This window comes from Paraburkholderia sediminicola (assembly GCF_046027355.1).
Lineage (GTDB): Bacteria > Pseudomonadota > Gammaproteobacteria > Burkholderiales > Burkholderiaceae > Paraburkholderia > Paraburkholderia sediminicola_B.
On the sequence record NZ_JAQQEK010000033.1, the window covers coordinates 1 to 22,278 of the forward strand.

At 60.7% G+C, this 22,278-nt stretch carries 19 protein-coding genes; 1 reads left to right on the forward strand and 18 read right to left on the reverse strand.

Annotated features, from left to right (window positions below):
• Window positions 1–419: 419 nt before the first annotated feature.
• Window positions 420–1,388 (reverse strand): DUF5655 domain-containing protein, encoded by a 969-nt coding sequence (locus PQR42_RS36565; RefSeq protein WP_408388561.1) that lies wholly within the window; start codon window positions 1,386–1,388, stop codon window positions 420–422.
• Between the two features lie 670 nt (window positions 1,389–2,058).
• On the opposite strand from PQR42_RS36565, the gene PQR42_RS36570 reads away from it, so the two are divergent.
• Window positions 2,059–2,523 (forward strand): hypothetical protein, encoded by a 465-nt coding sequence (locus tag PQR42_RS36570; RefSeq protein ID WP_408388559.1) that lies wholly within the window; start codon window positions 2,059–2,061, stop codon window positions 2,521–2,523.
• 94 nt (window positions 2,524–2,617) lie between these two features.
• Here PQR42_RS36570 and PQR42_RS36575 read toward each other — a convergent pair whose 3' ends face one another.
• From PQR42_RS36575 to PQR42_RS36655, 17 genes are all read right to left on the reverse strand, one after another.
• Complete coding sequence (locus PQR42_RS36575; RefSeq protein WP_408388685.1) at window positions 2,618–3,679, reverse strand: methyl-accepting chemotaxis protein; 1,062 nt, start codon at window positions 3,677–3,679, stop codon at window positions 2,618–2,620.
• 169 nt (window positions 3,680–3,848) lie between these two features.
• Window positions 3,849–4,682, reverse strand: coding sequence for an AraC family transcriptional regulator (locus PQR42_RS36580; RefSeq protein ID WP_408388557.1), 834 nt, complete (start codon window positions 4,680–4,682; stop codon window positions 3,849–3,851).
• Window positions 4,683–4,767: 85 nt separating this feature from the next.
• On the reverse strand, window positions 4,768–6,273 hold the full coding sequence (locus PQR42_RS36585) for a DHA2 family efflux MFS transporter permease subunit (protein ID WP_408388555.1): 1,506 nt from the start codon (window positions 6,271–6,273) through the stop codon (window positions 4,768–4,770).
• Between the two features lie 192 nt (window positions 6,274–6,465).
• Complete coding sequence (locus PQR42_RS36590) at window positions 6,466–7,143, reverse strand: glutathione S-transferase (protein WP_408211420.1); 678 nt, start codon at window positions 7,141–7,143, stop codon at window positions 6,466–6,468.
• 73 nt (window positions 7,144–7,216) lie between these two features.
• On the reverse strand, window positions 7,217–8,440 hold the full coding sequence (locus tag PQR42_RS36595; protein ID WP_408388553.1) for a dienelactone hydrolase family protein: 1,224 nt from the start codon (window positions 8,438–8,440) through the stop codon (window positions 7,217–7,219).
• A gap of 82 nt (window positions 8,441–8,522) precedes the next feature.
• Window positions 8,523–10,163 (reverse strand): AMP-binding protein, encoded by a 1,641-nt coding sequence (locus PQR42_RS36600; RefSeq protein ID WP_408388683.1) that lies wholly within the window; start codon window positions 10,161–10,163, stop codon window positions 8,523–8,525.
• 79 nt (window positions 10,164–10,242) lie between these two features.
• Window positions 10,243–10,638, reverse strand: a complete 396-nt coding sequence (locus tag PQR42_RS36605) for a RidA family protein (RefSeq protein WP_408388551.1) — start codon at window positions 10,636–10,638, stop codon at window positions 10,243–10,245.
• The gene (locus tag PQR42_RS36610; protein ID WP_408388549.1) at window positions 10,635–11,078 is read right to left on the reverse strand and encodes an acyl-CoA thioesterase; all 444 of its coding nucleotides are present in this window, start codon (window positions 11,076–11,078) and stop codon (window positions 10,635–10,637) included. Before PQR42_RS36610 ends, PQR42_RS36605 begins: the two co-directional genes overlap by 4 nt.
• Window positions 11,075–12,280: an acyl-CoA dehydrogenase family protein gene (locus PQR42_RS36615; RefSeq protein ID WP_408388547.1), complete on the reverse strand. Its 1,206-nt coding sequence runs from the start codon at window positions 12,278–12,280 to the stop codon at window positions 11,075–11,077. Before PQR42_RS36615 ends, PQR42_RS36610 begins: the two co-directional genes overlap by 4 nt.
• 1 nt (window position 12,281) lies before the next feature.
• On the reverse strand, window positions 12,282–13,133 hold the full coding sequence (locus PQR42_RS36620) for an enoyl-CoA hydratase family protein (protein WP_408211408.1): 852 nt from the start codon (window positions 13,131–13,133) through the stop codon (window positions 12,282–12,284).
• Window positions 13,134–13,160: 27 nt separating this feature from the next.
• The gene (locus PQR42_RS36625; protein WP_408495101.1) at window positions 13,161–13,721 is read right to left on the reverse strand and encodes a MarR family winged helix-turn-helix transcriptional regulator; all 561 of its coding nucleotides are present in this window, start codon (window positions 13,719–13,721) and stop codon (window positions 13,161–13,163) included.
• Window positions 13,718–14,491: an SDR family NAD(P)-dependent oxidoreductase gene (locus tag PQR42_RS36630; protein ID WP_408211402.1), complete on the reverse strand. Its 774-nt coding sequence runs from the start codon at window positions 14,489–14,491 to the stop codon at window positions 13,718–13,720. Before PQR42_RS36630 ends, PQR42_RS36625 begins: the two co-directional genes overlap by 4 nt.
• The gene (locus PQR42_RS36635) at window positions 14,488–16,860 is read right to left on the reverse strand and encodes a bifunctional salicylyl-CoA 5-hydroxylase/oxidoreductase (RefSeq protein WP_408388545.1); all 2,373 of its coding nucleotides are present in this window, start codon (window positions 16,858–16,860) and stop codon (window positions 14,488–14,490) included. Before PQR42_RS36635 ends, PQR42_RS36630 begins: the two co-directional genes overlap by 4 nt.
• Window positions 16,861–18,425: 1,565 nt before the next feature.
• Window positions 18,426–18,701, reverse strand: coding sequence for a GlsB/YeaQ/YmgE family stress response membrane protein (locus PQR42_RS36640; RefSeq protein ID WP_132382006.1), 276 nt, complete (start codon window positions 18,699–18,701; stop codon window positions 18,426–18,428).
• Window positions 18,702–19,064: 363 nt separating this feature from the next.
• A complete protein-coding gene (locus PQR42_RS36645) occupies window positions 19,065–19,892 on the reverse strand; it encodes an ABC transporter permease (protein WP_408388543.1) in 828 nt (275 codons plus the stop codon).
• A 38-nt stretch (window positions 19,893–19,930) separates the two neighbouring features.
• Window positions 19,931–21,184 carry an ABC transporter permease gene (locus PQR42_RS36650; RefSeq protein ID WP_408211663.1) on the reverse strand — a complete coding sequence of 418 codons (1,254 nt, stop codon included), beginning with the start codon at window positions 21,182–21,184 and terminating at the stop codon, window positions 19,931–19,933.
• Window positions 21,185–21,221: 37 nt separating this feature from the next.
• Window positions 21,222–22,277 (reverse strand): ABC transporter substrate-binding protein, encoded by a 1,056-nt coding sequence (locus PQR42_RS36655; protein WP_408211390.1) that lies wholly within the window; start codon window positions 22,275–22,277, stop codon window positions 21,222–21,224.
• Window position 22,278: the final 1 nt, after the last annotated feature.

Consider the following 22,278-nt stretch of genomic DNA (forward strand, 5'->3'; position numbering starts at 1 on the left):
ACCGACAGCCGAACGTCCGCAATGGCCGATTACTTGCCAATGAACTCGATTGCGGAAGCAACGGCAATACTCCGGAGGCGGTCGGGACGGCAGGCGCGGTGACCCGCGTCCGAACGACAGTCTAGGGTCGGCGGGCATCACGGTCGGCTAAGTTTGGCTGCGGGTATTTATTAGTGTTGCTCCCGTGTCCGTTCTTTTGTCGATAGTCGTCAGATGGCGAACCGATAAACCAAGCGCCTCACATCAAAAATTGATGCCAACCACTTCGACGTAAATATGAACCGTGCCGACGCGCGCGGTCGCCATCCGAACGCCTTTTGGTTGATGGCAGCCACCGCGCCGAGTTGATTCAGTCGGTCATAACAACGGTCGGCGCATATTTAATCAAATCTATTGGCCTTCGTATGTGAGGACTCTACTTACGCCTCGATATAGCTGCGTTCAAGCAACGTCTTCGCGCGGTCGAAATCGGCCTGGCCGCGCAACGTCAATTCGACGTCTCCAGTGCCCCAATGGCCGATCTGGCTGATATCTCGAGAAAAGCCTTCTTCCAGGGCGACCGTGCTGGGATCGAGCTTCAGGATCATCAGTATCCTGTTCGGGTACGGGATCGCGCATGCGAAATTCTTCAGGCGCCGAAACGCGGTATAGAGCTTTAGCCGTTTCTCCTGCACATCGTCCCCGAGACTCAGCAGAAAACTGGCGATACTGGCGTAGAGATCACGTATTTCCGGGGACGCAAGCGCAAGTTGCTCGTCGACTGTCTTGTCCTTTCCCGTCGACTTCGGAGCGTCCGAGATGGAGACGCCCGCAGTCGCAGAGACCTGTTGTACCGGAGGGGCTGCGCTCGTAGCCGCTGACTTGCTCACGACGGTTTCAGGTGTGCTCTGAGCATTGACCAATTCAAGAAGCAGCAAATCATCTCCGAACAGCTTGTACCGAATCAGCTCGACATTTCGCGGGATCTGTTGCACGGCGTGCTGGTCGTAGCGTGTGAAATCGGCTGCGATGCACAACAGGCGCGTGCCGGCCCATTCGATCTGGTCGGCCTCATCTTTACCAAGCTTGTCCATCACTAGCCAGCGGAACTCCGCTTGATGATCGAGCAGCCAGTCGAGGTAGTACAACCCTTGGTTTATGACGTTTTCGTTGCTATGTCGCTTGTACTCGATAATGACCGGGCAGCCGTTCTCGTCTAGGCCTAGTGAATCGATGCGGCCCCGGTGGGTCTTGCCGGTCGTATATTCGCTGGCGAGGAAGCGCGCGCCGAGCAACGTTTGCATGTTGGTTTCCATCAAGCTTTGCAAATGCTTCTCCAGCTTCGCGACTTGGCTTGGCAGCTCGCTCGCTGCTCCGTTCAGGAGACGAAACAGCTGAATGTCGCTCATAAGGCTCCTCTCATTTTATTCGGAAATCTAAGCATGCCATTATCGCGAATTTTCGCGAGAGGATCTATCCGGTGATCATATTGCTGACCGGGTAATTTGCGGACGATGCGTGGCGATTAACCGTCCGTGTGCGTTAGTCAGGCAAGGTCGAAGGGTGTCTTGGGCAAACGCGCATCTGCATGCGAAGCGGACTCGTTCGGTACTCAACTTATGAGTCGCATACGCTCGCGGTTGTTCGGCAGCCCAGAGATCACATAGTTTTGACAAATTGCGACATTGACTGATAAGCGCTGCCCACGATTGAAATGCTTGTATTGGCCGAATATCCGTCGCCCCCGCCACAATTTGTCCTCATCCCCTCCCGCCAAATCAAACATTTAGCCCACACAGTTGGTAGCAACCCGCCTGCCCTGATTTATAATTCCCAAGTCGTCGGGAAACACCCAACGACCAGGTTTGGAAGCCTGCTAGCTAAACTCGCACACCCGCTCATCGCGGGTCGTGCGTCTACCTCTGCACGCCTATACAGATCAACGGGCGGGCTGTGGTGGGGGAGCCGCAAGGCTCGCCGGTTTGGTTTAGCGCCGGTCTTCCAATCCCGCCATGTGCCCGCTCACCCCTTTGCAAGCGAGTGTCGGGCGATCCAAGGAATCACCAGGGAGATCGCACCATGACCAAGTCCATCAAAAACCAGCCAGCATCACGTCCGCCCGTCGACGCCCTCCAATACGAAAAACTCGCCTTATCCGCATTCGACTTATGCGACCGACAAGTAGGTCAACTGGACACCTTGATCACACTTGCGTCCTCGATATGTAGGAATCCTGCCATCACGAGCGATGAAAGACGGCGTCATAAGACGCTCCTTGAATTGCTGGTGGACACGGCCGAGCAGTATCAGCAGGAACTCGAATGCGACCGTGAGTTGTTCCAGATAATCGCACTCGATGCGAAGGGCGTCCCGCAAAGCCGCATCACCGCAAGCCATGCGGCCAACCTGCTGGCCGAAGCATCGCAGAGAGCGAAAGCATCCGACGCCACCGCCGACGCGCCACAGCACAAAAGCGCATCATCGAAAAGTGCAGCGACGTTAAGACCCGACGCGATCCAGCAACCAGCCGCCGCGCCACACTAAGCGATTGCAAAACGCCAGCAATCGGCATGGGCGATAGACTGCGCAATTAGAAGAAGGTGGCGCAACCGTACGCCACCGATCACATAAAAAAAACTCAACCCGCCACCCCCTGCACAACCACCCCATACCACCCCAACCCCCGATAACTCTCATACCCCGGCGTAGCAGCAAACGACACAGTGCGCCCATCCGTCAACCGATAAAACCCAGCAGCCTCACCATCGGTCTTAAGCCGAAACTGTTCCTCAAGCACGCCTTTATCATCCGAACTGGCAATCACCCGATGCGCCGCATTAACAATCAAGCACCGCGTCCGAGTCCACTCCTCATCACTAAGCCGCACACCCTTAACAACCGCCGATGCCTGCGGTGCCCAATCAAAAAAGATCACCAGCGCGCCGAGCGGCTTGCCGTCCACCGCGCCGTTCTCGCGGATCGCCGTCGCATAAGTCGCGACCTGCGCGTGCCTCAAAAGCGGCAGCGCCTCAATATCTCCAGCAACGAAGTCCGCGCCCGAAGGTGTCTTCATCGCGTTGCGAAACCAGCTCGCATCGCCGACATTGCGCTCATACACCGCATAGTTATCGGGCCGGCCATTCGCGACCACCTTGCCGGACGCATCGACGATCCACAAATCGAGGTACACCGTATAGCTGTCGAGAATCACCGACAGACGACGCGACGCATGCGCCCTTGTGTCGTCATTCGCGTTCGCCAGGCAGTCCACCACGGCGGAGTCGGTCGCCCACCAGCGCACGTCGCACGTGCGCTCGTACAGATTGCGGTCGATCACGTCGATCATGTTCAGCGCGAGGTCGGCGCAGCGCTGGCCTTCGTGCGAGCGCAGCCGTTCGATCATGTTGTCGCCGAGATCCGTCAGTTTGTTCAGCGAACCCGCGAGCTCTCGATTGAGCACCGTCGTGATTTCGCCGATGCGCGCCGACACCTGCTTGACCTGATTCGCCACCACCGCGAAGCCGCGGCCCGCATTGCCGGCGCGCGCCGCTTCGATCAAGGCGTTCAGCGCGAGGAAGGTGGTCTCGCGATTGATGTCGTTGATATCGGAAATTTTCCCCGTCGCGAGCTTCTTGACGTGATGCGTCAGCTCGACGATTTCAAGCGGATTCGACATGACCTGGTCCTGGTTGTTTGCAATGTTGTGACTACATGAGAGCAAACATTGGGCCGGGTTGATCTATGGGGCGCTCTCGCGCCAGCATGCACGCAGCAAACGTTTGGCGCTTCACGCGCTGGTGCAAGTGATTACGCGATGTCACCGGCGACGCACCGGGCGCGTGCATCGCCGTGACGGGCGTGTGGGTTCTTCAGGTCTTCAACGGCAACCAGATCTCGAGGCCGCCCATCCCACTGACGGGATCGAATTTCTCGTCGTAACGCTCGAAGTTCGGCGCATCCGCAGGAACGTGTCCCGATGCCGGCAGCCACTGATTCCAGATCGTGCTCCAGGTGCACCGGATCGTAGAAATATGCTCGCGATGGCTAAACACCGCATACCGCTGCGGGGAAATGCGCAAGCGGCTCAGTTCGGCAGGCAGCGCCGAGAAGTCACTGACTTCGACGCCGCACAGATAGTCGATGTTGCCGCTGTCGTCAGCGTTATAGCAAACGCCATACGCCACGTTGCCGACCTGGCCGGGCACTTTGCCGAAGTAGTCGCCAAAGCGCTGCCACTGCGACGGAATCGCGGCGCAGGTTTCACTGGTATAGCGCTCGCTCAAGCCCGCGACAAGAAACGCTTTGCCGTCTTCAAAGCGCGGCGGTTCGAGATGGGTCAGAAGGGTTTCGTCCATTTTGATCGGCTCCACGAGGGCGAGGTTGTCGAGATGGCCACGCGTGCGAAGCGCGTCGGGCGTGAGCCCGAATTGCTCGCGAAACGCGCGCGTGAATGCCTCGTGAGAACCGTAGCCGGCGTCGATGGCGACCGCGAGGATATCTGGTGCGCCGCTCGCGAGCCGCCGCGCCGCTTCGCTCAAGCGACGCCCGCGGACATAGCGCATCACCGAAAACCCCGTGGCCGCTTCGAACGCGCGCGCCAGATGAAAGCGCGACACGCATCCGCAGTTGGCGATGTCGTCGAGCGTCAACTCGCGGGCATAGTGGCTTTCGATAAACCAGAGCGCTTTTCCAACCGGGTTCATATGGGCTCTCATGTCAGCATGGAACCAGCATAGCGAGCGCCGATCCGGGGTGTTTGATCGGGATTGCGGTTTTGCGGGAGCGGGCTTAGTAGTTTTCGGTCGCGGGTTTGTTGCCGGTTGTGGTGGAGTGTCCATCCGCTGCTGTTACGTCGTGACCATGAGCATCTTGGTGTGCATCCGCACCGCCCGCCTGCCCCGGCCTCAACAGCAACCCACCCAAAACCCCCGCCACCGCCGCAAAAATCGCCCCAAACAAAAACGCGACGTGATACCCACTGTTCAGCGCCGCGACCGCATCACCAGACGCCTGCATCGCCTCACTACGCGCCGCAGCAAGACTCGCCAGCACCGCAAGCCCAAGCGCCCCACCCATCATGAACGACGTATTAACAATACCCGACGCGAGCCCCGAATCACTCGGATCGACATCGCTCATAGCCGCCAGCAGCATCGGATTAAACGCAATACCCGCGCCGAAGCCGAGCAGAATCATTCCCGGCATGACATCGACCACAAAGCTCCCGCCGACCGGCGCACGAGCAAACAGCGCAAGCCCACCCGCCGCGACCATCAGCCCCACAGCAAGCGGCAAACGCAGCCCAAACCGCATCACCACTTTCGCCGACAGCCCGAGCGAAAAGAACCCCATGATCAGATTAGCCGGCAGAAACGCGAGCCCAACCTGCAACGGCCGATACCCAAGCACGCGTTGCAAATACAGCGCAGAGATGAAGAACCACGCAAACATCGCGGCAGCCCACAACACGCCGACCACGTTCGCCGTCGCCACATTGCGCAAGCGAAACAGGCCGAGCGGCATCAACGGATGCTGGACGCGCGATTCAATCACGAGGAACACAATGAGCAGAGCCACTGCGGCAAACAGCAAGCCGAGCGTTTGCGTAGAAGCCCAGCCAGCTTCATTGCCATTCACAACAGCATAGACAGCCAGCATGAGCGAAACGGTGACGGACACCGCGCCAGCGACGTCGAGCCGCTCTCCATGTGCGTGCCCTCGTGCGGACGGCAACAACGCGACACAGAGCGCATACACTGCAATACCGATGGGCAGATTGACGAGAAAAATCCAATGCCAGCTCAGCAGATTGGTCAGCAGCCCGCCAAGCAACACGCCGATGCTGCCACCGCCCGCGCACACGAAACCATACACGCCCATGGCTTTCGCACGCTCGCCGGGTTCGGTGAACAGATTCATGATGAGCGACAACGAAACTGCCGAGACGATCGCGCCCGCAACACCCTGAACGGCCCGCGCGCACACCAGCAGCATTTGCGAATTTGAAACCCCGCAAGCAAGCGACGCCAGCGTAAACAACGTAATGCCGATGAGAAACAGCTTGCGATGTCCATACAGATCGCCGAGCCGCCCGCCCAGCAGCAGACAACCGCCGAACGTCAGCATGTACGCATTGACCACCCACACGAGCGACGTCTCGGTAAAGCCGAGATCCGCTGCAATGGACGGCAGCGCAACGTTCACGATCGTCGTATCGAGCACGATCATGAGCACGCCGAGGCACAGGACGATCAGTGCGAGCCAGCGTTTGTCGCCGTGGATGGAATGGGTCATGCTGGCGGCTCCTTAGGCATGGTCGATTGAATGGCGGACGCGCCGCCGCTGAATCAGGTACCGCACCGAAAGAACCACAACCCGGCGCAATACCGATCAACCGGTTGGCAACTCGTTGACGACAATGGGATTTGTCAGTCTAGCACCCGCGAATTTCGACCCACAACTACGAGTTTCAGGTCGGCGCGAACCTCAATCGCCGCCAAGCAATTCGTACTTGCCGCCACGCTCCAGCGCCCGCTGATACGCCGGCCTCGCATGAATGCGCTTGAGGAAATCAACCACCGCCGGAATCTGGCCTTCCATGCCGCCGCGCGCCGTGGCGGCTTCGAGCGGGAAACTCATCTGCACGTCCGCTGCCGTGAAATCGTCGCCGACGAACCAGCCAGTCTTGCTCAACTCCTGATTGATATAACCGAGGTGCAGCTTCAACTGCGGATCGATGAAACTCGATTGCAGCGTGGCGGCGATCTTGCGCGCGATCGGCTTCGCGAAGAACGGCATCGGCGCACTGGCAATCCGCAGCGCGACGAGTTTGAGCAGCAGCGGCGGCATCGCCGAGCCTTCCGCGTAATGCAGCCAGTAGGTATAACGCAGCTGCTCCGACGTGCCCGGCGCGGGCGCAAAACGCCCTTGCCCGTATTTGCCGAGCAGATACTCGATGATCGCGCCCGACTCGGCGATAGTCTGACCATCGTCGGTAATCACGGGCGACTTGCCGAGCGGATGCACCGCGCGCAACTCGGGCGGCGCCAGCATTGTTTTCGGGTCGCGCTGGTAACGCTTGATTTCGTATGGAACGCCGAGTTCTTCGAGCAGCCACAACACACGTTGCGAGCGGGAGTTGTTCAGATGATGGACGATCAGCATGGGTCGAGGGACGGTGGCCAGTGGAGTGTCACATCATAAGGATGTTGTGCAGAGGCAGGCCTCTAGTCGCATCTCACACGCGCGATTTGCCGCCCATCAACCGGTTCGACGGCAGCGTTTCGTCGAGCAGCTTGCGCGCGCTTTCAATGCCGGCCACCGGCAGTCCCTCTGGGTTCAGCAAGCCAACCTGCACCAGCACGGAAGCCTGATCCCAATAGATGTGCTCGTTATAGAGCTTGTCGCCTCGGAAACACACGACAGCCAGCATCGGCACCTCGAAATACTTACCGGTCGGTGCGACGCCGGGCAGCAGCCAGTCGATCTCGCAGCTATGCGTGCAGCTAAAAATAAATTCATCGACGATGCGATCCGCGCCGATGGTGCGCGAAATCGGAATCAGCTTCGTATCGACAGGATTCGAGTTGACGAAGTGATGCGTATAGAAACGCTTCAGGTTGTCATGACCGACTCCGCCAGTCATGGTCGGAACGTGATTGACGTAAGGCTGCGCGACCATGGTCGGCATGACGGCATCGACGTCACGCGTGGCGAACTCGTAATAGCAATGCGCTTCCCACAGTGCGTTGAGATCGTAGACCGGACCCAGCACTTTGCGCAGCAGCGCGAGCGTGCGCGAGTACGCCATCATCGCGGCGGGCTTGTCGTATTGCGGGCGCGACGGCGCGGCAAACGCGTGATCGCAACCCGGGTACACGTATTGCTCGATTTGCGGCCGCGTGCGCAATGCGGCGCTGATCCGTTCGCGGGTTTCCGGCGGACAGTGCGAGTCGTTTTCGGGGAAATGAAACACCATCGGGCAGCGAATCGCCGGCACTTCATCCAGATACGCTTCGAGGCCTACGCCGTAGTAGCTGGCCGCGCAATCGACATCGGTCCGCGCGGCGCTCAGGAACGCGAGCTTGCCGCCGAGGCAGTAACCCACCGTGCCGACTTTGCCGGCCTGTTCGGGCAGGGCGCGCAATGCGGCGACTGTGGCCGCGATATCGTCGATTGCGAGGTCCGTGTCGAACTGGTCGAGATAGTCGAGCGCCTGTGTCATGTCGGCCTCGCCATAACCGAGCACGATGCCCGGTTTGATCCGCCAGAACAGATCGGGCACCAGCACCACATAACCCTCTTCAGCGAAGCGTTCGGCCATCGCCTTCATGGTGTCGTTGATGCCAAAAATTTCCTGCAGCAGCACGAGTCCTGGGCCCGACCCATGCGCCGGACGCGCGACGTACGCATTGAAACGGCCGCCATCCTGGGCGACGACTTCGATGAAAGAGGCGACCATGCGGTGTGTCTCCTTGTCGATCGGAGTTAGCGCTTTAGCGCTACTCCGATCCCATGCAACCTGGTTGCTCAGGGAAGGTGGGCTAGGCCATCGTACGCAACTCGAAGCGTTTGAGCTTGCCGGTTTCGGTGCGCGGCAATGCATCGACGAACACGATGACGCGTGGATATTTATACGGCGCCACGCTATTTTTCACGAAATCCTGCAATTGCGCGACCAGTTTGTCATCACGTTCGAAACCGGGATTGACCACGACGAATGCCTTAACGATCTGTCCGCGGGTTTCGTCCGGCACGCCTATCACGCCGCATTCGGACACCGCGTCGTGTTGCAGCAGGACACTTTCCACTTCGGGGCCCGAGATGTTGTAGCCGGCGGAGACGATCATGTCGTCGGCGCGCGCCTGGTAGAACACGTAGCCGTCTTCGTCGAGATAGACGGAATCGCCGGGCAGGTTCCAGCCATCGCGCACGAACTTCTTTTGCCGTTCGTCGGCGAGATAGCGGCAGCCGGTCGGGCCGCGCACCGCGAGTTTGCCGATCGTGCCGGGCGCGACCGGTTGCATGTCGTCATCCACGGCCTGCACGACGTAACCCGGCACCGCGCGGCCTATCGCGTTCGGGCGAATCTCGTCACCTTGCGCCGAAATGAAAATGTGGATCAGCTCGGTCCCACCAATGCCGTCGATCATCTCAATGCCGGTCGCGTCGCGCCACAGACGCCGCGTCGAATCCGGCAACGCCTCACCCGCCGACACGGTTTTCTTCAACGAAGAGATGTCGTGGTGCGCAACCAGCGGCGCCATCTGCCGATAGAAAGTCGGCGCGGTGAACATGACGGTCGCGTGAAAACGCTCGACGGTCTGCAGCAAAGTCTCGGGCGTGAGCTTCTCGATCAGCACCGTGGACGCGCCAACGCGCAACGGAAAACACAGCAAGCCGCCGAGCCCGAACGTAAACGCGAGCGGCGGCGTGCCGCAAAAAATATCGTTCAACGAAGCCTTGAGCACGTGACGCGGAAACAGATCGCACATGGCCACGACATCGCGATGAAAGTGCATGCAGCCTTTCGGCGCGCCGGTCGTGCCGCTCGTGAAGGCGATCAGGCAGACGTCATCGGCGGCGGTGTCGCACGCGGTGAAGTGGTCGGGCTTATCGATGGCTAGCGTGTCGAGTGAATCAGCGGCGTCGTCGTGGAAGAGGCGCGTTTGCTTCAGGCCCGCGCAATAGAACTCGTCTTGTGGATCGGTACAGCGCGCCAGTTCGGCGGTCAGGCGAGCGTCGCACAAAGCCGCGCCGACCTGCGCTTTCTCGATGATCTGCTTCAACTCCTTGGCTCGCAGCAGCGGCATGGTCGGCACCACGACGAGCCCGACTTTCAACGCCGCGAGTGCCGTTACCGCCATATGCAGCGTGTTCGGGCCGCGCAGTAGAACGCGATTGCCGGGCTGTAGACCCATTTCATCGACCAGCACATGCGCGCTGCGATTCACGAGCGCCAGCAGTTCGCCGTAAGTGGTGGCGCGTGGTGTGCCGTCGACATCGGACCAGATCGCGGGATGATCGCGGTGGCCTGCATCGATGGTTCTGTCGAGCAGCTCCGTCGCGCAGTTCAAGCGCGCCGGGTACGCGACGTCAGGGTTGTCGAGCAGAAAGACGGGCCATTGATCCTGCGGCGGAAGATTGTCGCGCGCGAAGGTATCGACGTGTGCTGACGGTTCCATCATGGTCTCCCGGGCGTTGAGCCGGCTAAATGCGCTTCGGTTGGCTTGGTGGGTTCTTTTCGTGTGCTTTGTTGCTCTGTTACTGAGGGACCACGGCGGTCGCCTCGATTTCGACTTTCGCTTCGTCTTCGATCAACGCGACCACCTGCACCGCGCTCATCGCGATGTCGTAGTCGCCGATCAGCTCGCGAAACGCGCGGCCGATGTCTTTCAACGAAGCGAGATATTCACGTTTGTCGGTGACGTACCACGTCAATCGCACCAGGTGCTCGGGCTTGCCGCCGGCTTCATGCAAAACGGCGAGCACGTTTTTGAGTGCCTGGATGGCTTGCTCGGCGAAGTCCGTCGTGTGGAAACGCGCCTGTTCGTCCCAGCCGATCTGGCCGGCAATGAACACCTGCGTGCCGGTTGCCGCGACACCGTTCGCGTAGCCACGCGGCTTGACCCAGCCGGCGGGGAGAAGAGCTTTTTTCATGAGCGATGCGCCTCAGTAGAGTCGGGCTGTGGGGCAAACTTCGCGAGCGCACTCGCGATGTCGGTGGGAATGTCGATAGATGTGCCGCGTTCGAGCGACGTGGTGACGAGCACCTGTTTCGCGCGGAAACGCGTTTCGCCGTTGCAATGGCCGACGATATCGATGCTGATCGAGCGCCGGCCGATCGCAACAACATTAAGTGTCAGCGTGATCGTTTCGCCCATCTGGCTCGGCCGCGAAAACTCGCAATCGAGTTTCACGATCGGCAAGCCGAGGCGGCGTTGCGAGATCATGTGCGCGTAGTCGATATGCAGGCCTTCGTTGAACCAGTCTTCGACCAGCGCGTTGGTCATCACCAGATATTGCGGAAAGAACACGATGCCCGCCGGATCGCAGTGCGAGAAGCGGATACGCACGGGCCTTTCGAAAGATGCGCTCATTTGGCGTTGTCTCCGGCAGCGGCAGCATGCGCCTTCAACAGATCGCGTCCGACAATCAGTTGCTGCACTTCGGTCGCGCCTTCGTAGATGCGCAGTGCGCGGATCTCGCGATACAGCATTTCGACGGCCGTGCCGCTTTGCACGCCCATGCCGCCGTAGAGTTGCACCGCGGCGTCGATCACCTGTTGCGCGCCTTCGCTCGCGTGCCACTTGGCCATTGCGGCTTCACGCGTGACGCTTTCACCTTGATCACGCAGCCACGCGGCGCGGTAGACCAGCAATGCGCTGCTGTCGATGGTCAACGCCATCTGCGCGAGTTTGGCCTGCGTCAGTTGAAAATCGCCGAGCGTCTGCCCGAACATCTTGCGCGACGCGGCACGCGCGAGACCCTCGGCCATCGCATGACGCGCAAAGCCGAGCGACGCAGCCGCCACGGACGTGCGGAAAATATCCAGCGTGCGCATGGCGAGTTTGAAACCTTCGCCGGGTGCGCCGAGCATCTGGCTGCGCGGCACGCGCGCGCCGGCAAAGTGCAGACGAGCGAGCGGATGCGGCGCGATCACGTCGATACGTTCGGCGATCTCCAGGCCCGGCGTATCCGCATCGACAATGAATGCGCTGATACCGCGTGCGCCTGACGCTTCGCCGGTTCTCGCGAACACCACGTAGAAATCGGCGATGCCGCCGTTGGAGATCCAGGTCTTGTCTCCGTTGAGCACGTAGACGTCGCCGTCCTCGCGGGCGGAGAGCGCCATGGCGGCGACGTCGGAGCCGGCCTCAGGCTCGGACAGCGCGAATGCCGCGATGGCCGTGCCGTTGGCGACACGTGGCAAATAACGCGTCTTTTGTTCGTGCGTGCCGCCGAGCGAGATGGCGCCCGAACCGAGCCCTTGCATTGCCAACGCGAAGTCTGCGAGTCCCGAGTGTTTTGCGAGTGTTTCGCGCAGAAGGCAAACGGCGCGCGTGTCGATGGTATCGCCGTGGCCGCCGTAGGCGACGCCGCCCACACCATATTTCAGCCAGCCCGCCGCGCCGAGTTCACGCACCAGATGGCGGCAGGTCGCATCGACGTCCTTGTGGTCTTCATGCGCGAGGTTCTCTCGGCACCATGCTTCGATACCCGCAGCCAGTTCGCGATGACGCGGCTCGAAGAACGGCCAGGCCAGCGCGCTATGCAGATCCAGATTGGTGTTGGCGCTCAACTCAATCTCCTTCGAACACCGGACGCGACTTCGCGGCAAACGCGCTGTAGGCGCGCTCGAAATCGCGTGTGCTCATGCAGATCGCCTGGGCTTGCGCTTCGGATTCGATCGCTTCGTCGATGCTCATGCTCCATTCCTGATGCAGCATCTTCTTGGTGATGCCGTGCGCGAAAGTCGGACCAGCGACGAGATCGGCGGCGAGCTTCTGCGCTTCTTCAAGGAGCGCGGTGGGTTCGCATAGCCGGTTGTAGAAACCCCATGCGTGGCCTTCGTCGCCGCTTGCCGAGCGTCCGGTGAAGAGCAGTTCGGCGGCGCGTCCCTGGCCGATGATGCGCGGCAGAATCGCGCAAGCGCCCATATCGCAACCCGCGAGACCGACGCGCGAGAATAGAAAAGCGAGCTTGCTGCGCGCGGTGCCGAGTCGCATGTCGGACGCCATCGCGAGAATTGCGCCGGCACCGGCGCAGACGCCGTCGACGGCAGCAATTACCGGCTGCGGGCAATGACGCATGGCTTTGACGAGATCGCCGGTCATACGCGTGAAGAGCAGCAGTTCCGGCATCGGCAGATCGATTAGCGGCGCGATGATGTCGTGCACGTCGCCGCCCGAGCAGAAGTTTTCACCTGCACCGTGAATCACGACTGCCTTGACGTCGGTCGCATAGGTCAACTGCCGGAATAGATCGCGCAACTCCGCATACGACTCGAAGGTCAGCGGATTTTTGCGCTCCGGGCGGTTCAGCGTGATCGTCGCGACCTTGTCGGCGACCGACCAGCCGAAGTGCCGCGCTTCGTAACCGGCTAGCGTGAGGCGGTTGCCGGCCAGCAGGGCGTCGGCGTTGGATCGTGTCATGAGTCTCTCTCCGCGGTTCGATGCCGATCAGTCTTTCAGACTGTCGAGCAAGTGTTGCTTGAGTTTGCCGAGGCGCTGATGGGTACGCGATTTTTCATCGAGGCTCAAACCGCCGAACAGTTTGACCACCCATTGCTCGTGCGCGACTGCCATCTTGTCAAACGCCTTGCGGCCTGCCGGTGTCAGGCAGACGCTGATCGAGCGGCGATCGTTCGGATCGTTGTCACGCGCGACCAGTCCTTCTTTCTCAAGCTGATCCGTAATGCCGGTGATGTTGCCGCCCGTCACCATCAAACGGCGCGACAGCTCGGTCATCTTCAGGCCTTCAGGATGTCGTTCCAATTGGGCCATCAGATCGAAACGCGGCAACGTGGTGTCGAATTCGTTGCGCAGACGCTTGCGCAATTCCGCTTGCACGAGGTTGGTCGTGGTCAGCATGCGCAGCCACAGACGCAAACCCATGTGACTATCCGCGCCGGTGCTCATTTCGAGGTCCACGACGTTCTCCGCGGGCTTGGGGACGCCCTTGCGCGGCGGTTTCGTATCAGCCGCCGCCGCGGGCTTCTTGATGTTCGATGACTTGGTCACATCACTTCTCCACCAGAGATGGAAATGGATTGCCCCGTGATGGCGTCCGAGCCAGGTTGGCAGAGCCAGAGCACCGCATTGGCGACCTGTTCCGGACTCACGAAGCGATGTTGTGGATTCGAGCGAAGCAAGGTTTCGCGCGCCTGCTGTTCGGTGCGCGAGGTCTTGCTGGTGATCTGTTCAAGCGACGCGTGCAGCAGTTCCGTTTCCGTATAACCGGGACACACGGCGTTGACGGTGACGCCTTTCGTCGCGACTTCCAATGCGAGCGAACGCGTGAGACCGATCACGCCATGTTTCGCGGCGCAATAGGCGGCGACGTACGCGTAGCCGATTTGTCCCGCCGTGCTGGCCACATTGACGATGCGTCCGTGGCCGCGTTCGAGCATGCCGGGCAAGACCGCACGCGTGCCGAGAAAGACACCGGTGAGGTTCACGTCCAGCATGCGCTGCCAGAGCGCCATGTCGGTGTGTGTGAACGGTGCGGCTTGCGCCTGACCCGCGTTGTTGACGAGGATGTCGACCGCGCCGGCCTCACGAAACGCGTTCGCGACCGAGTCTTCCTGCGTGACGTCGACGCTGATGCACGCCACGTCGCCCAGCGCCCGGCACTTTTCGCGCTGCACGTCCAGACGTTCCGCGTTACGACCCATCAAGGTGACGCGCGCGCCGGCGCGTAGCAAGCTTTCCGCTACCGCTGCGCCGATGCCGCTGCCGCCGCCGGTGACGACCGCGTGCTGTCCCGCGAGTGTGGAATTGAGCGTGTTCACACGGTTCCTTCGGCGCGTTGCGCGCGTTCTTGCGGCGACAGACCGGCGTTCGCGGCGGCTTGAGCGCGCTCGCGTTCGAGGTTGCGTTCGAGTTGCGACTTCGCCGCCGTGTAGGGTTTCGGCCACATCACATCGAAATAGCCGATCTTGGCCGCTTCGTTCAATGTCCACGAGGGATTCGCCAGATGCGGGCGTGCAATCGCGCACAGATCCGCACGACCGGCCGCGATGATGCTGTTCACATGGTCGGCTTCGGAGATCGCACCGACCGCGATGGTCGCGATGCCAGCTTCGTTGCGCACACGGTCGGCGAACGGCGTCTGGAACATGCGGCCGAATACAGGTTTTTCTTCCTTGCTGACCTGGCCTGACGACACATCGATCATGTCGGCGCCGGCTGCCTTGAAGGCTTGAGCGATCTTGACTGCGTCGTCGGGAGTGGTGCCGCCTTCGACCCAATCGTTCGCGGAAATGCGCACGGAAATCGGCTTGTCTTGCGGCCAGACCGCGCGGATCGCCTTGAAAACCTGCAACGGGTAGCGCAGACGATTTTCCAGCGAGCCGCCAAATTCGTCAGTGCGATGATTGGTCAGCGGCGACAGAAAACCCGACAGGAAATAGCCGTGCGCGCAGTGCAATTCGAGCCAGTCAAAACCCGCTTCCACCGACATTTGCGTCGCGCGGACGAACTGTGCCTCGATTTCGCGCAACTCGTCTTGCGTGGCTTCGCGCGAATGCTGGCTGACGCCACGCAGATATTGTTGCGGCGATGCCGAAATGAGCGGCCAGTTGCCTTCCGTGAGTGGCTGATCGATGCCTTCCCACGAGACACGTGTCGAACCTTTCGCGCCGGAATGGCCGAGCTGAATGCCGATCTTCGCATCCGACTGACGATGCACGAGGTCGACGATGCGTTTCCATGCAGTGAGATGCTCGGGCGCATACATGCCGGGACACGCGGGCGTAATGCGCGCTTCGGGCGAGACGCAGGTCATTTCCGTCATGACCAGCCCTGCGCCGCCCATGGCGCGAGCGCCGAGATGCATCAGGTGATAGTCGCCCGCAATACCGTCGACGGCCGAGTATTGCGCCATTGGCGACACCACCACGCGGTTTTTTAGCGTGACGCCGCGCAGCGTGAAAGGCGTGAACATCGGCGGGACGGAGTGCTTCTCCGGCGCGCGATTCACACCGGAGCGCTGGGCGAGCCAGTCTTCGAAGCCGGACAGATACTGCGCGTCACGTTCACGCAAATTTTCATGAGAAATGCGCTGCGAGCGCGTGAGCAGCGAATATGCGAACTGTTCCGGCTCAAAGGACGTATAGCGGTCGACATGCTCGAACCACTCCGTCGAATTACGCGCGGCATTTTGAATGCGCAGTACGTCGATGCTGCGCACGTCGGTGTAATGCTTCAGCGCGGAGGCCAGATCACCCGGATGCGCGCCCATGCTGTTCGCGAGTTCGATCGAATCTTCGAGCGCGAGCTTGGTGCCGGAACCGATCGAGAAGTGAGCGGTATGCGCGGCGTCGCCCATGAGGACAATCGGCGTTTGCGTGCCGTCCGCGTTGCTGCGCCAATGCACCCATTCATCGTTGACGACACGCGGGAAGCGAATCCATTGCGACGAGCCGCGCAAATGCGCCGCGTTCGACAGCAACGCGTTGCCGTCCAGATACTTCGCGAACAGCTTTTCGCAGAAGGCGATGCTGTGTTCCTTGCTCATCTCGTCGAGACCGGCGGCGCGCCACACGCGTTCCGGCGTTTCGACGATGAACGTGGAGGTCTGATCGTCGAAACGATACGCGTGCGCCTGGAACCAGCCGAATTCGGTTTCTTCGAAAGCGAAGGTGAAGGCGTCGAAGAGTTTTTTGGTGCCGAGCCAGACGAAGCGGCAATCGCGCATGTCGACGGCGGGCCGATAGGTGGCCGCATACTTTTGGCGGACCGCGCTGTTGGCGCCGTCGCAGGCGATGATCAGATCGGCTTCGTAGACGCTGTCGTCCGTGACCTGGGTTTCGAAGACCAGCTTGACGCCGAGTTCTTCGCAGCGCGCTTGCAGGATATTCAGCAGACGTTTACGGCCGATGCCGCAAAAGCCGTGACCCGACGAGCGGATTTGCCGGCCGCGGAAATTGATCTCGATGTCGTCCCAGTGATTGAAGGCGTCGAGGATCGCGTCGGCGCTGGGGGCGTCGGCGGCGCGCAGATTGCCGAGTGTCTGGTCGGAGAAGACGACGCCCCAGCCGAAGGTGTCGTACGGGCGGTTGCGCTCGACGACCGTGACATCGTAGGCCGGGTTCCGGCTCTTCATCAAGAGGCCGAAGTACAGACCGGCCGGGCCGCCACCAATGCAAACGATGCGCATGCTTGTTCCCCATATGTGAACGCTGCTGATGGGAGTAATTTAGACATCGATAGTTTAGATGTCAAGTAAATTTGAGGAGGCGGCTAGCCGCGGCTGGGTGCGGATGATCAGGAAGAATAAAGTCCGTCACGCGACGCGAATCGGAACCATCGCTTCACAGTGGTGTTTCCAATAAGAAATCTTCCCGGTTTTGGTCAGATTGCTGGAATGGTGAGAATCTGGCGAAGCCTATGACATTTGCTGCTTTTCGCGCAAAACCAGGTGCTGGTTGGTCGCACGTTGAACTTCAACGGGGTTTGCGAGGACTTGCTCGAACTTGTGCGGAGGACGCGCGGAGCCACAGTTTCGGTCCGAACCGCATTCGCGAACAACGCGCGAGACGCATTGAGCGCCCAGCCTGATGCTCAAGTGCTGCTGCATACGGATAAGTTCGACGTAGAGAAAAGCGACTTGAAAAGCCTCGTCGACTTATCCGAAGGACACTACGTAATCCTCTCCTTGCACAGCAGCCAGCACACGAATGATTATCAAGGATGTCATATGAACGGCATTCGACTATCGCATCTTGCGGTCAAAATCGACGCGTCCTACTCTGAATCCGGCTATCGAACATAGAGCTTCGGGTCGGCCGCGATTCTGCGTTGTCACACCGAGCACCTTCCCATCCTTTTTGCAGGCCCGTAGTGGAGAACACATGGACGAGAAGATGATTGCAGCAACTGTGATGCGGAAGTGGCCACTCGCCCAGGGTTATCACGCAGTCGAATTGCAGACAAAGGACCGGTTGGAACTACCGCCGTTCGAAGACGGAGCGATAGTAGACCTCGCTCGAGGCAATGGAAGCCGAGCCGTGCGGTCGCACCCACTGTGGCACGCTCCTTCACGACGTGACGCGTTTTTACTGGGAATCCGGCAAGAGGACGATAGGGAGACAGCACGAGCAAGTTCAGGATTCCCGTGGAACAAGGGAGACGAAATTTACGTAGGGGTTCCGCGAGACACTGCCGTTGTCATAGACCAGAGCGCGCGCTACATCCTGTTCTCAGCTGGCGTTGGAGTCAAGGCTATCGCGGGTGTCGCAAGGCATATCGCATCAGTGGCGGGATGCTGCCTGGAAATTCACAATTTCGCTCGAACACCTGAGCGAGCTGTCTTTCGGACGGATTTGGACGAACTTCGCGATCATGCTCAGGTTAGCCACCGAATCGGTCTAAGCGAGGAGCAGATTGCGAGCGCTGCGGATCACGCCGTGAGTCCCACCCACGCGAACTCTCATGTAATCTGCAGCGGACCACTTTCGTTCATGAAGCTTATCGAACGCCAGGCGCTCCAGTGGGTCTACCCCTCGAATGTGCATAAAATCGTTCTTGGCGAGAGAGCGTTCGGAGAACGCTAGTACGGCTCTACAGCCTCTGACTGTGATTCCAAAGTGGAAAGCGCCTCCGCCGTTGGGGGAGAAATGAGCACTGTTCGACCGCGCGTTTCGAGGCTAACGGACTTGTCACCAACTCAGCTTTGAAAGTTGGTTCTGGCGGACCAGCCGCCAGAACCAACCAACTGTCGAATCAAAGTGAGCGCGCGCGACCTCCGCTGAACAGGCGCAGGATGGCAAGCAGGATGACAGCCCCAATCAGGGCGGTAATCAGTGAGCCTATGATGCCGCTTCCCAGGTGCAGCCCAAGAACGCCACCAAGCCATCCTCCGATAAATGCGCCGACAATCCCCACGATGATGTCGACAAGAATGCCGAAGCCGCCACCGTCGACAATCCGGCCTGCCAGAGCACCGGCGATACCGCCAATAATCAGCCAAAAAATAATGCCGTGCGAAACCGGGTCGATATTCAATACTCCTTGGGTTCAACCGCTCTAGCGGTTATTGCCAGCAAGTGCGCTGTGACGGACACCCAAGCAAGCGACGTTCCTGTGCCGTCAAGCTCGGCGTTTCCCTCGTCGCAAGATGCAATGCGAGACACGCCAATCCCGCGGGTAGTGAAAATGCACCAACCGAGCAGCTACAGACGGAACTGTAACGCTTCCCAAGTATTGAGTATGTGGCCCATGCGAACGCTGATACCAAAGCAAGGAAGTAGGCGGCGGCTTGTCTGAGGACGTGTTGGCCGCCGGTGGCGAGCCACCTATCCGGGTCCAGCACTTCGGCGGCGGCCTGCGGCGATCAGCTCGGCCCCAGGCGGCCTCGATGCATCAGACGAGAGCTTTGCTGGCGGCGGCCGTGCGGCCACGCAGCCAGTTGATGCTCGCGAAGAGCAGCACGGCGAACACGATCAGCATCGTCGCCACGGCGAGGATCGACGGGTCGATCGAGTCGCGAATCCCGCTCCACATCTGCCGCGGCACGGTCGTTTGATCCGGGCCGCCGATAAACAGAATGACGATTACCTCGTCGAATGAGGTCGCGAAAGCGAAGACGCTGCCGGTCGCGACCGCCGGCGTGATGAGCGGCAAGGTCACGCGCCTGAATGTGACCCAGGGCGTCGCGCCGAGCCCGGAAGCGGCGCGCAACAGACTCTGATCGAACGAAAGCAGTGACGCCGTCACGGTGATCACGACGAATGGCGTGCCGAGTGCCGCATGCGCCAGCACCACGCCGGGATACGAGTTCACAAGGCCGAGCGGCGCGAAGATCAGATAGAAGCCCGCGGCAACGACGACGATCGGCACGATCATCGGCGAGATGATGATCGGCATGATCAGCGAGCGCAGCGGAAATTGCGCGCGCGAAATGCCCAGCGCGGCGAGCGTGCCGAGACACGTGGCGATCAGCGTCGACGCCGCGCCGATGCCGATGCTGTTCAGGAGCGAGCGCCGCCAGTCCGCGCTCGTGAGTGCCTGCTCATACCAGCGCAGCGAAAAGCCCTGCAACGGGTAGGAGAAGTACGAGCCTGAATTGAACGAGAGCGGGATGATCGCGAGAATCGGCGCGATCAGGAAGAACAGTACAAGCGCCGTATGCAGCCGCACCCAGCGGCCGGCGATGCGTTCCGTCAGCACCTTGTTGCGTTGATCTGGCATGTCGTTCCCTCGTCGTGTCCGCGTGTTTCAACCGAGTCTCAACCGAAGCGCAAGCGGTCGATGCCCACGATGCGGTTGAACAGGAAATAGAAGATCGCCGTGAAGATCACGAGATAGGCTGAAAGCGCACCGGCGAGGCCCCAGTTGAGTTGCGTGTTGGTCTGTATCGCGATGAGCTGGCTGATCATCTCGTCGCCTGCGCCGCCGAGCAGCGCGGGCGTGATGTAGTAGCCGAGCGCGAGCACGAACACGAGGAAGCAGCCCGCGCCCACGCCCGGCAGCGTCTGCGGCATGTAGATCCGCACGAACGCGATGAACGGGTGCGCCCCAAGCGATTGCGCGGCCCGCACGTACACGGGCGATACGCTCTTCATCACCGAGTAGATCGCGAGAATCATGTAGGGCAAGAGCACATGCGTCATGCCGATGAGCACGCCGGCGCGGTTGAAGATAAGCGGCAGCGGATGAGTGGCGAGACCGAGACCCATCAGCAGGCTGTTGATCACGCCGCCCGGTTGCAGCAAAACGTACCACGCGGTCGTGCGCACGAGCACCGAGGTCCAGAACGGTACGATCACGAGAAGCATCAGGCGGTTGCTGCTTTTCGCGGGCAGGTTCGCGAGCAGCCATGCGACCGGATAGCCGAGCACAAGGCACAGCAGCGTGACCGTGGCGCTGATCGAGATCGTGCGCACGAACGCCTGCCGATAGATCGAAGCGTTGTCCGGCACGAACGCGACCGAGCCTTGCGGTGTCACGTGCGCATCGACGGCCGCGAGCAGATAGTCCGGCGTCGGCGACATGGCGGCGCGCTTCAGCAGGCGCCATGTCTCCGGCGAATTCCAGCGTTGGTCGAGTTCAACGAGCGCCGGTTTCCACGCGGGCGGCGCATCGGCGGGCAGTTGGCGCGCGGTGCGCATCAACAGGCTACGGAACTCGGCCTGGTCGAAGTTGAGCCGCCGCGCGACAGTGCCGAGCTGTCCGCTTTGCTGCGCCTCCCTGAGCCCCGCGGCGAGCAGGGCGAACATGCGCTCGTCCGGCACGCCGCGCCCGTCCCATGCATCGAGCGCGCGCGTGAGCGCGGGCATGCTGTCGGGCACTTCGTGATTCTCCACGCTGCGCGCGAGCAGGAGCGCGATCGGCGCGATGAACGTCGACAGCAGAAACACGATCAGCGGCAGCGCGAGCAAAAGCGCCTGCACCGATGCGCGGCGGCGCGCCTTTTGAAACGACGCGCGGCCGTCGGCTCTCGTCGGAGAGCCCGGGGCCGTGGCTCGGGCCGAAGCGGGCATGTGGGTAGTCAAGTCGGGCTCTCGTCGGACGATGGTGTTACTGCGTCAGCCACACCTGGAAGCGCTTATTGATCTGGTCCGCGTTGTCGGCCCAGAAGTTCGCGTTGATCTGCAAGGCGCGCTTGAAGTTCTCGGGTGCGGTCGGCAGATCGGCGAGGCGTTGCTTGTCGATCAGCGCGATTGCGTCCTTGCGCGGCGGCGCGTAGGCGATGTACTTCGACAAATCCGCATACGCCTTCGGCTGCGAAGCGGAGACGATGAATTTCGCGGCGGCGTCGGCGTGCTTCGCGCCCGTCGGAACGGCCCACCAGTCGAAGTCGTAAACTTGCGCGTCCCAGACGGTCTTGAACGGCTTGTTGTCCTTCTTCGCGGCGTCGGAAATGCGGCCGTTGTAGGCCTGCGTCATCACGACCGCGCCGTCCGCGAGCAACTGCGGCGCCTGGGCACCGGACTCCCACCACACGATGTTCTGCTTGATCGTGTCGAGCTTTTTGAACGCGCGATCCACGCCGGCGGGCGTAGCGAGCACCTTGTAGACATCTTTCGGATCGACGCCGTCCGCAATCAACGCCCATTCCATCGTGACCTTCGGCGACTTGCGCAGGCCGCGCTTACCGGGGAATTTCTGCAGATCGAAGAAGTCGTTGACGGTGGTCGGAGCGGTCTTCAGCTTGCTCGTGTCGTACGCGTAGACCGTGGACCAGACCATGCTCGCAACCGCACAATCGCTGATCGTGCCGGGGATGAAGTCGCTCGTCTTGCCGAGCGTCTTCTTGTCGAACTTCTGCAGCAGGCCTTCGTCGCAGGCGGTGATCGCATCGTTCGTTTCGAGGTCGATCAGGTCCCACGTGGTGTTCTTCGCCTGCTCCATCGCGGAGAGCTTCGCGAGGCCGCCGTCATACGATTCGGTCGAGAAGCCGATGCCGGTGGCTTGCGTGAACGGTTCGAAATAGGCCTTCTTCGCCGCCGCTTCGTATGCACCGCCGAAGGTCACGACGGAGAGCGTCTCCGCTGCCTGGGTGGTCACGGTGGTAAAAGCGGCTGCGGCGAGTACTGCGAGTGCGACGTTTTGTGTTTTGATGAGAGTGCGCATT

Excerpts from the sequence above, each read along its gene's own strand:
- PQR42_RS36565 (WP_408388561.1), bottom strand. The coding sequence starts at position 1,388 with ATGAGCGACATTCAGCTGTTTCGTCTCCTGAACGGAGCAGCGAGCGAG.
- PQR42_RS36570 (WP_408388559.1), top strand. The coding sequence starts at position 2,059 with ATGACCAAGTCCATCAAAAACCAGCCAGCATCACGTCCGCCCGTCGAC.
- PQR42_RS36580 (WP_408388557.1), bottom strand. The coding sequence starts at position 4,682 with ATGAACCCGGTTGGAAAAGCGCTCTGGTTTATCGAAAGCCACTATGCC.
- PQR42_RS36585 (WP_408388555.1), bottom strand. The coding sequence starts at position 6,273 with ATGACCCATTCCATCCACGGCGACAAACGCTGGCTCGCACTGATCGTC.
- PQR42_RS36590 (WP_408211420.1), bottom strand. The coding sequence starts at position 7,143 with ATGCTGATCGTCCATCATCTGAACAACTCCCGCTCGCAACGTGTGTTG.
- PQR42_RS36595 (WP_408388553.1), bottom strand. The coding sequence starts at position 8,440 with ATGGTCGCCTCTTTCATCGAAGTCGTCGCCCAGGATGGCGGCCGTTTC.
- PQR42_RS36600 (WP_408388683.1), bottom strand. The coding sequence starts at position 10,163 with ATGGAACCGTCAGCACACGTCGATACCTTCGCGCGCGACAATCTTCCG.
- PQR42_RS36605 (WP_408388551.1), bottom strand. The coding sequence starts at position 10,638 with ATGAAAAAAGCTCTTCTCCCCGCCGGCTGGGTCAAGCCGCGTGGCTAC.
- PQR42_RS36610 (WP_408388549.1), bottom strand. The coding sequence starts at position 11,078 with ATGAGCGCATCTTTCGAAAGGCCCGTGCGTATCCGCTTCTCGCACTGC.
- PQR42_RS36620 (WP_408211408.1), bottom strand. The coding sequence starts at position 13,133 with ATGACACGATCCAACGCCGACGCCCTGCTGGCCGGCAACCGCCTCACG.
- PQR42_RS36635 (WP_408388545.1), bottom strand. The coding sequence starts at position 16,860 with ATGCGCATCGTTTGCATTGGTGGCGGCCCGGCCGGTCTGTACTTCGGC.
- PQR42_RS36645 (WP_408388543.1), bottom strand. The coding sequence starts at position 19,892 with ATGCCAGATCAACGCAACAAGGTGCTGACGGAACGCATCGCCGGCCGC.
- PQR42_RS36650 (WP_408211663.1), bottom strand. The coding sequence starts at position 21,184 with ATGCCCGCTTCGGCCCGAGCCACGGCCCCGGGCTCTCCGACGAGAGCC.
- PQR42_RS36655 (WP_408211390.1), bottom strand. The coding sequence starts at position 22,277 with ATGCGCACTCTCATCAAAACACAAAACGTCGCACTCGCAGTACTCGCC.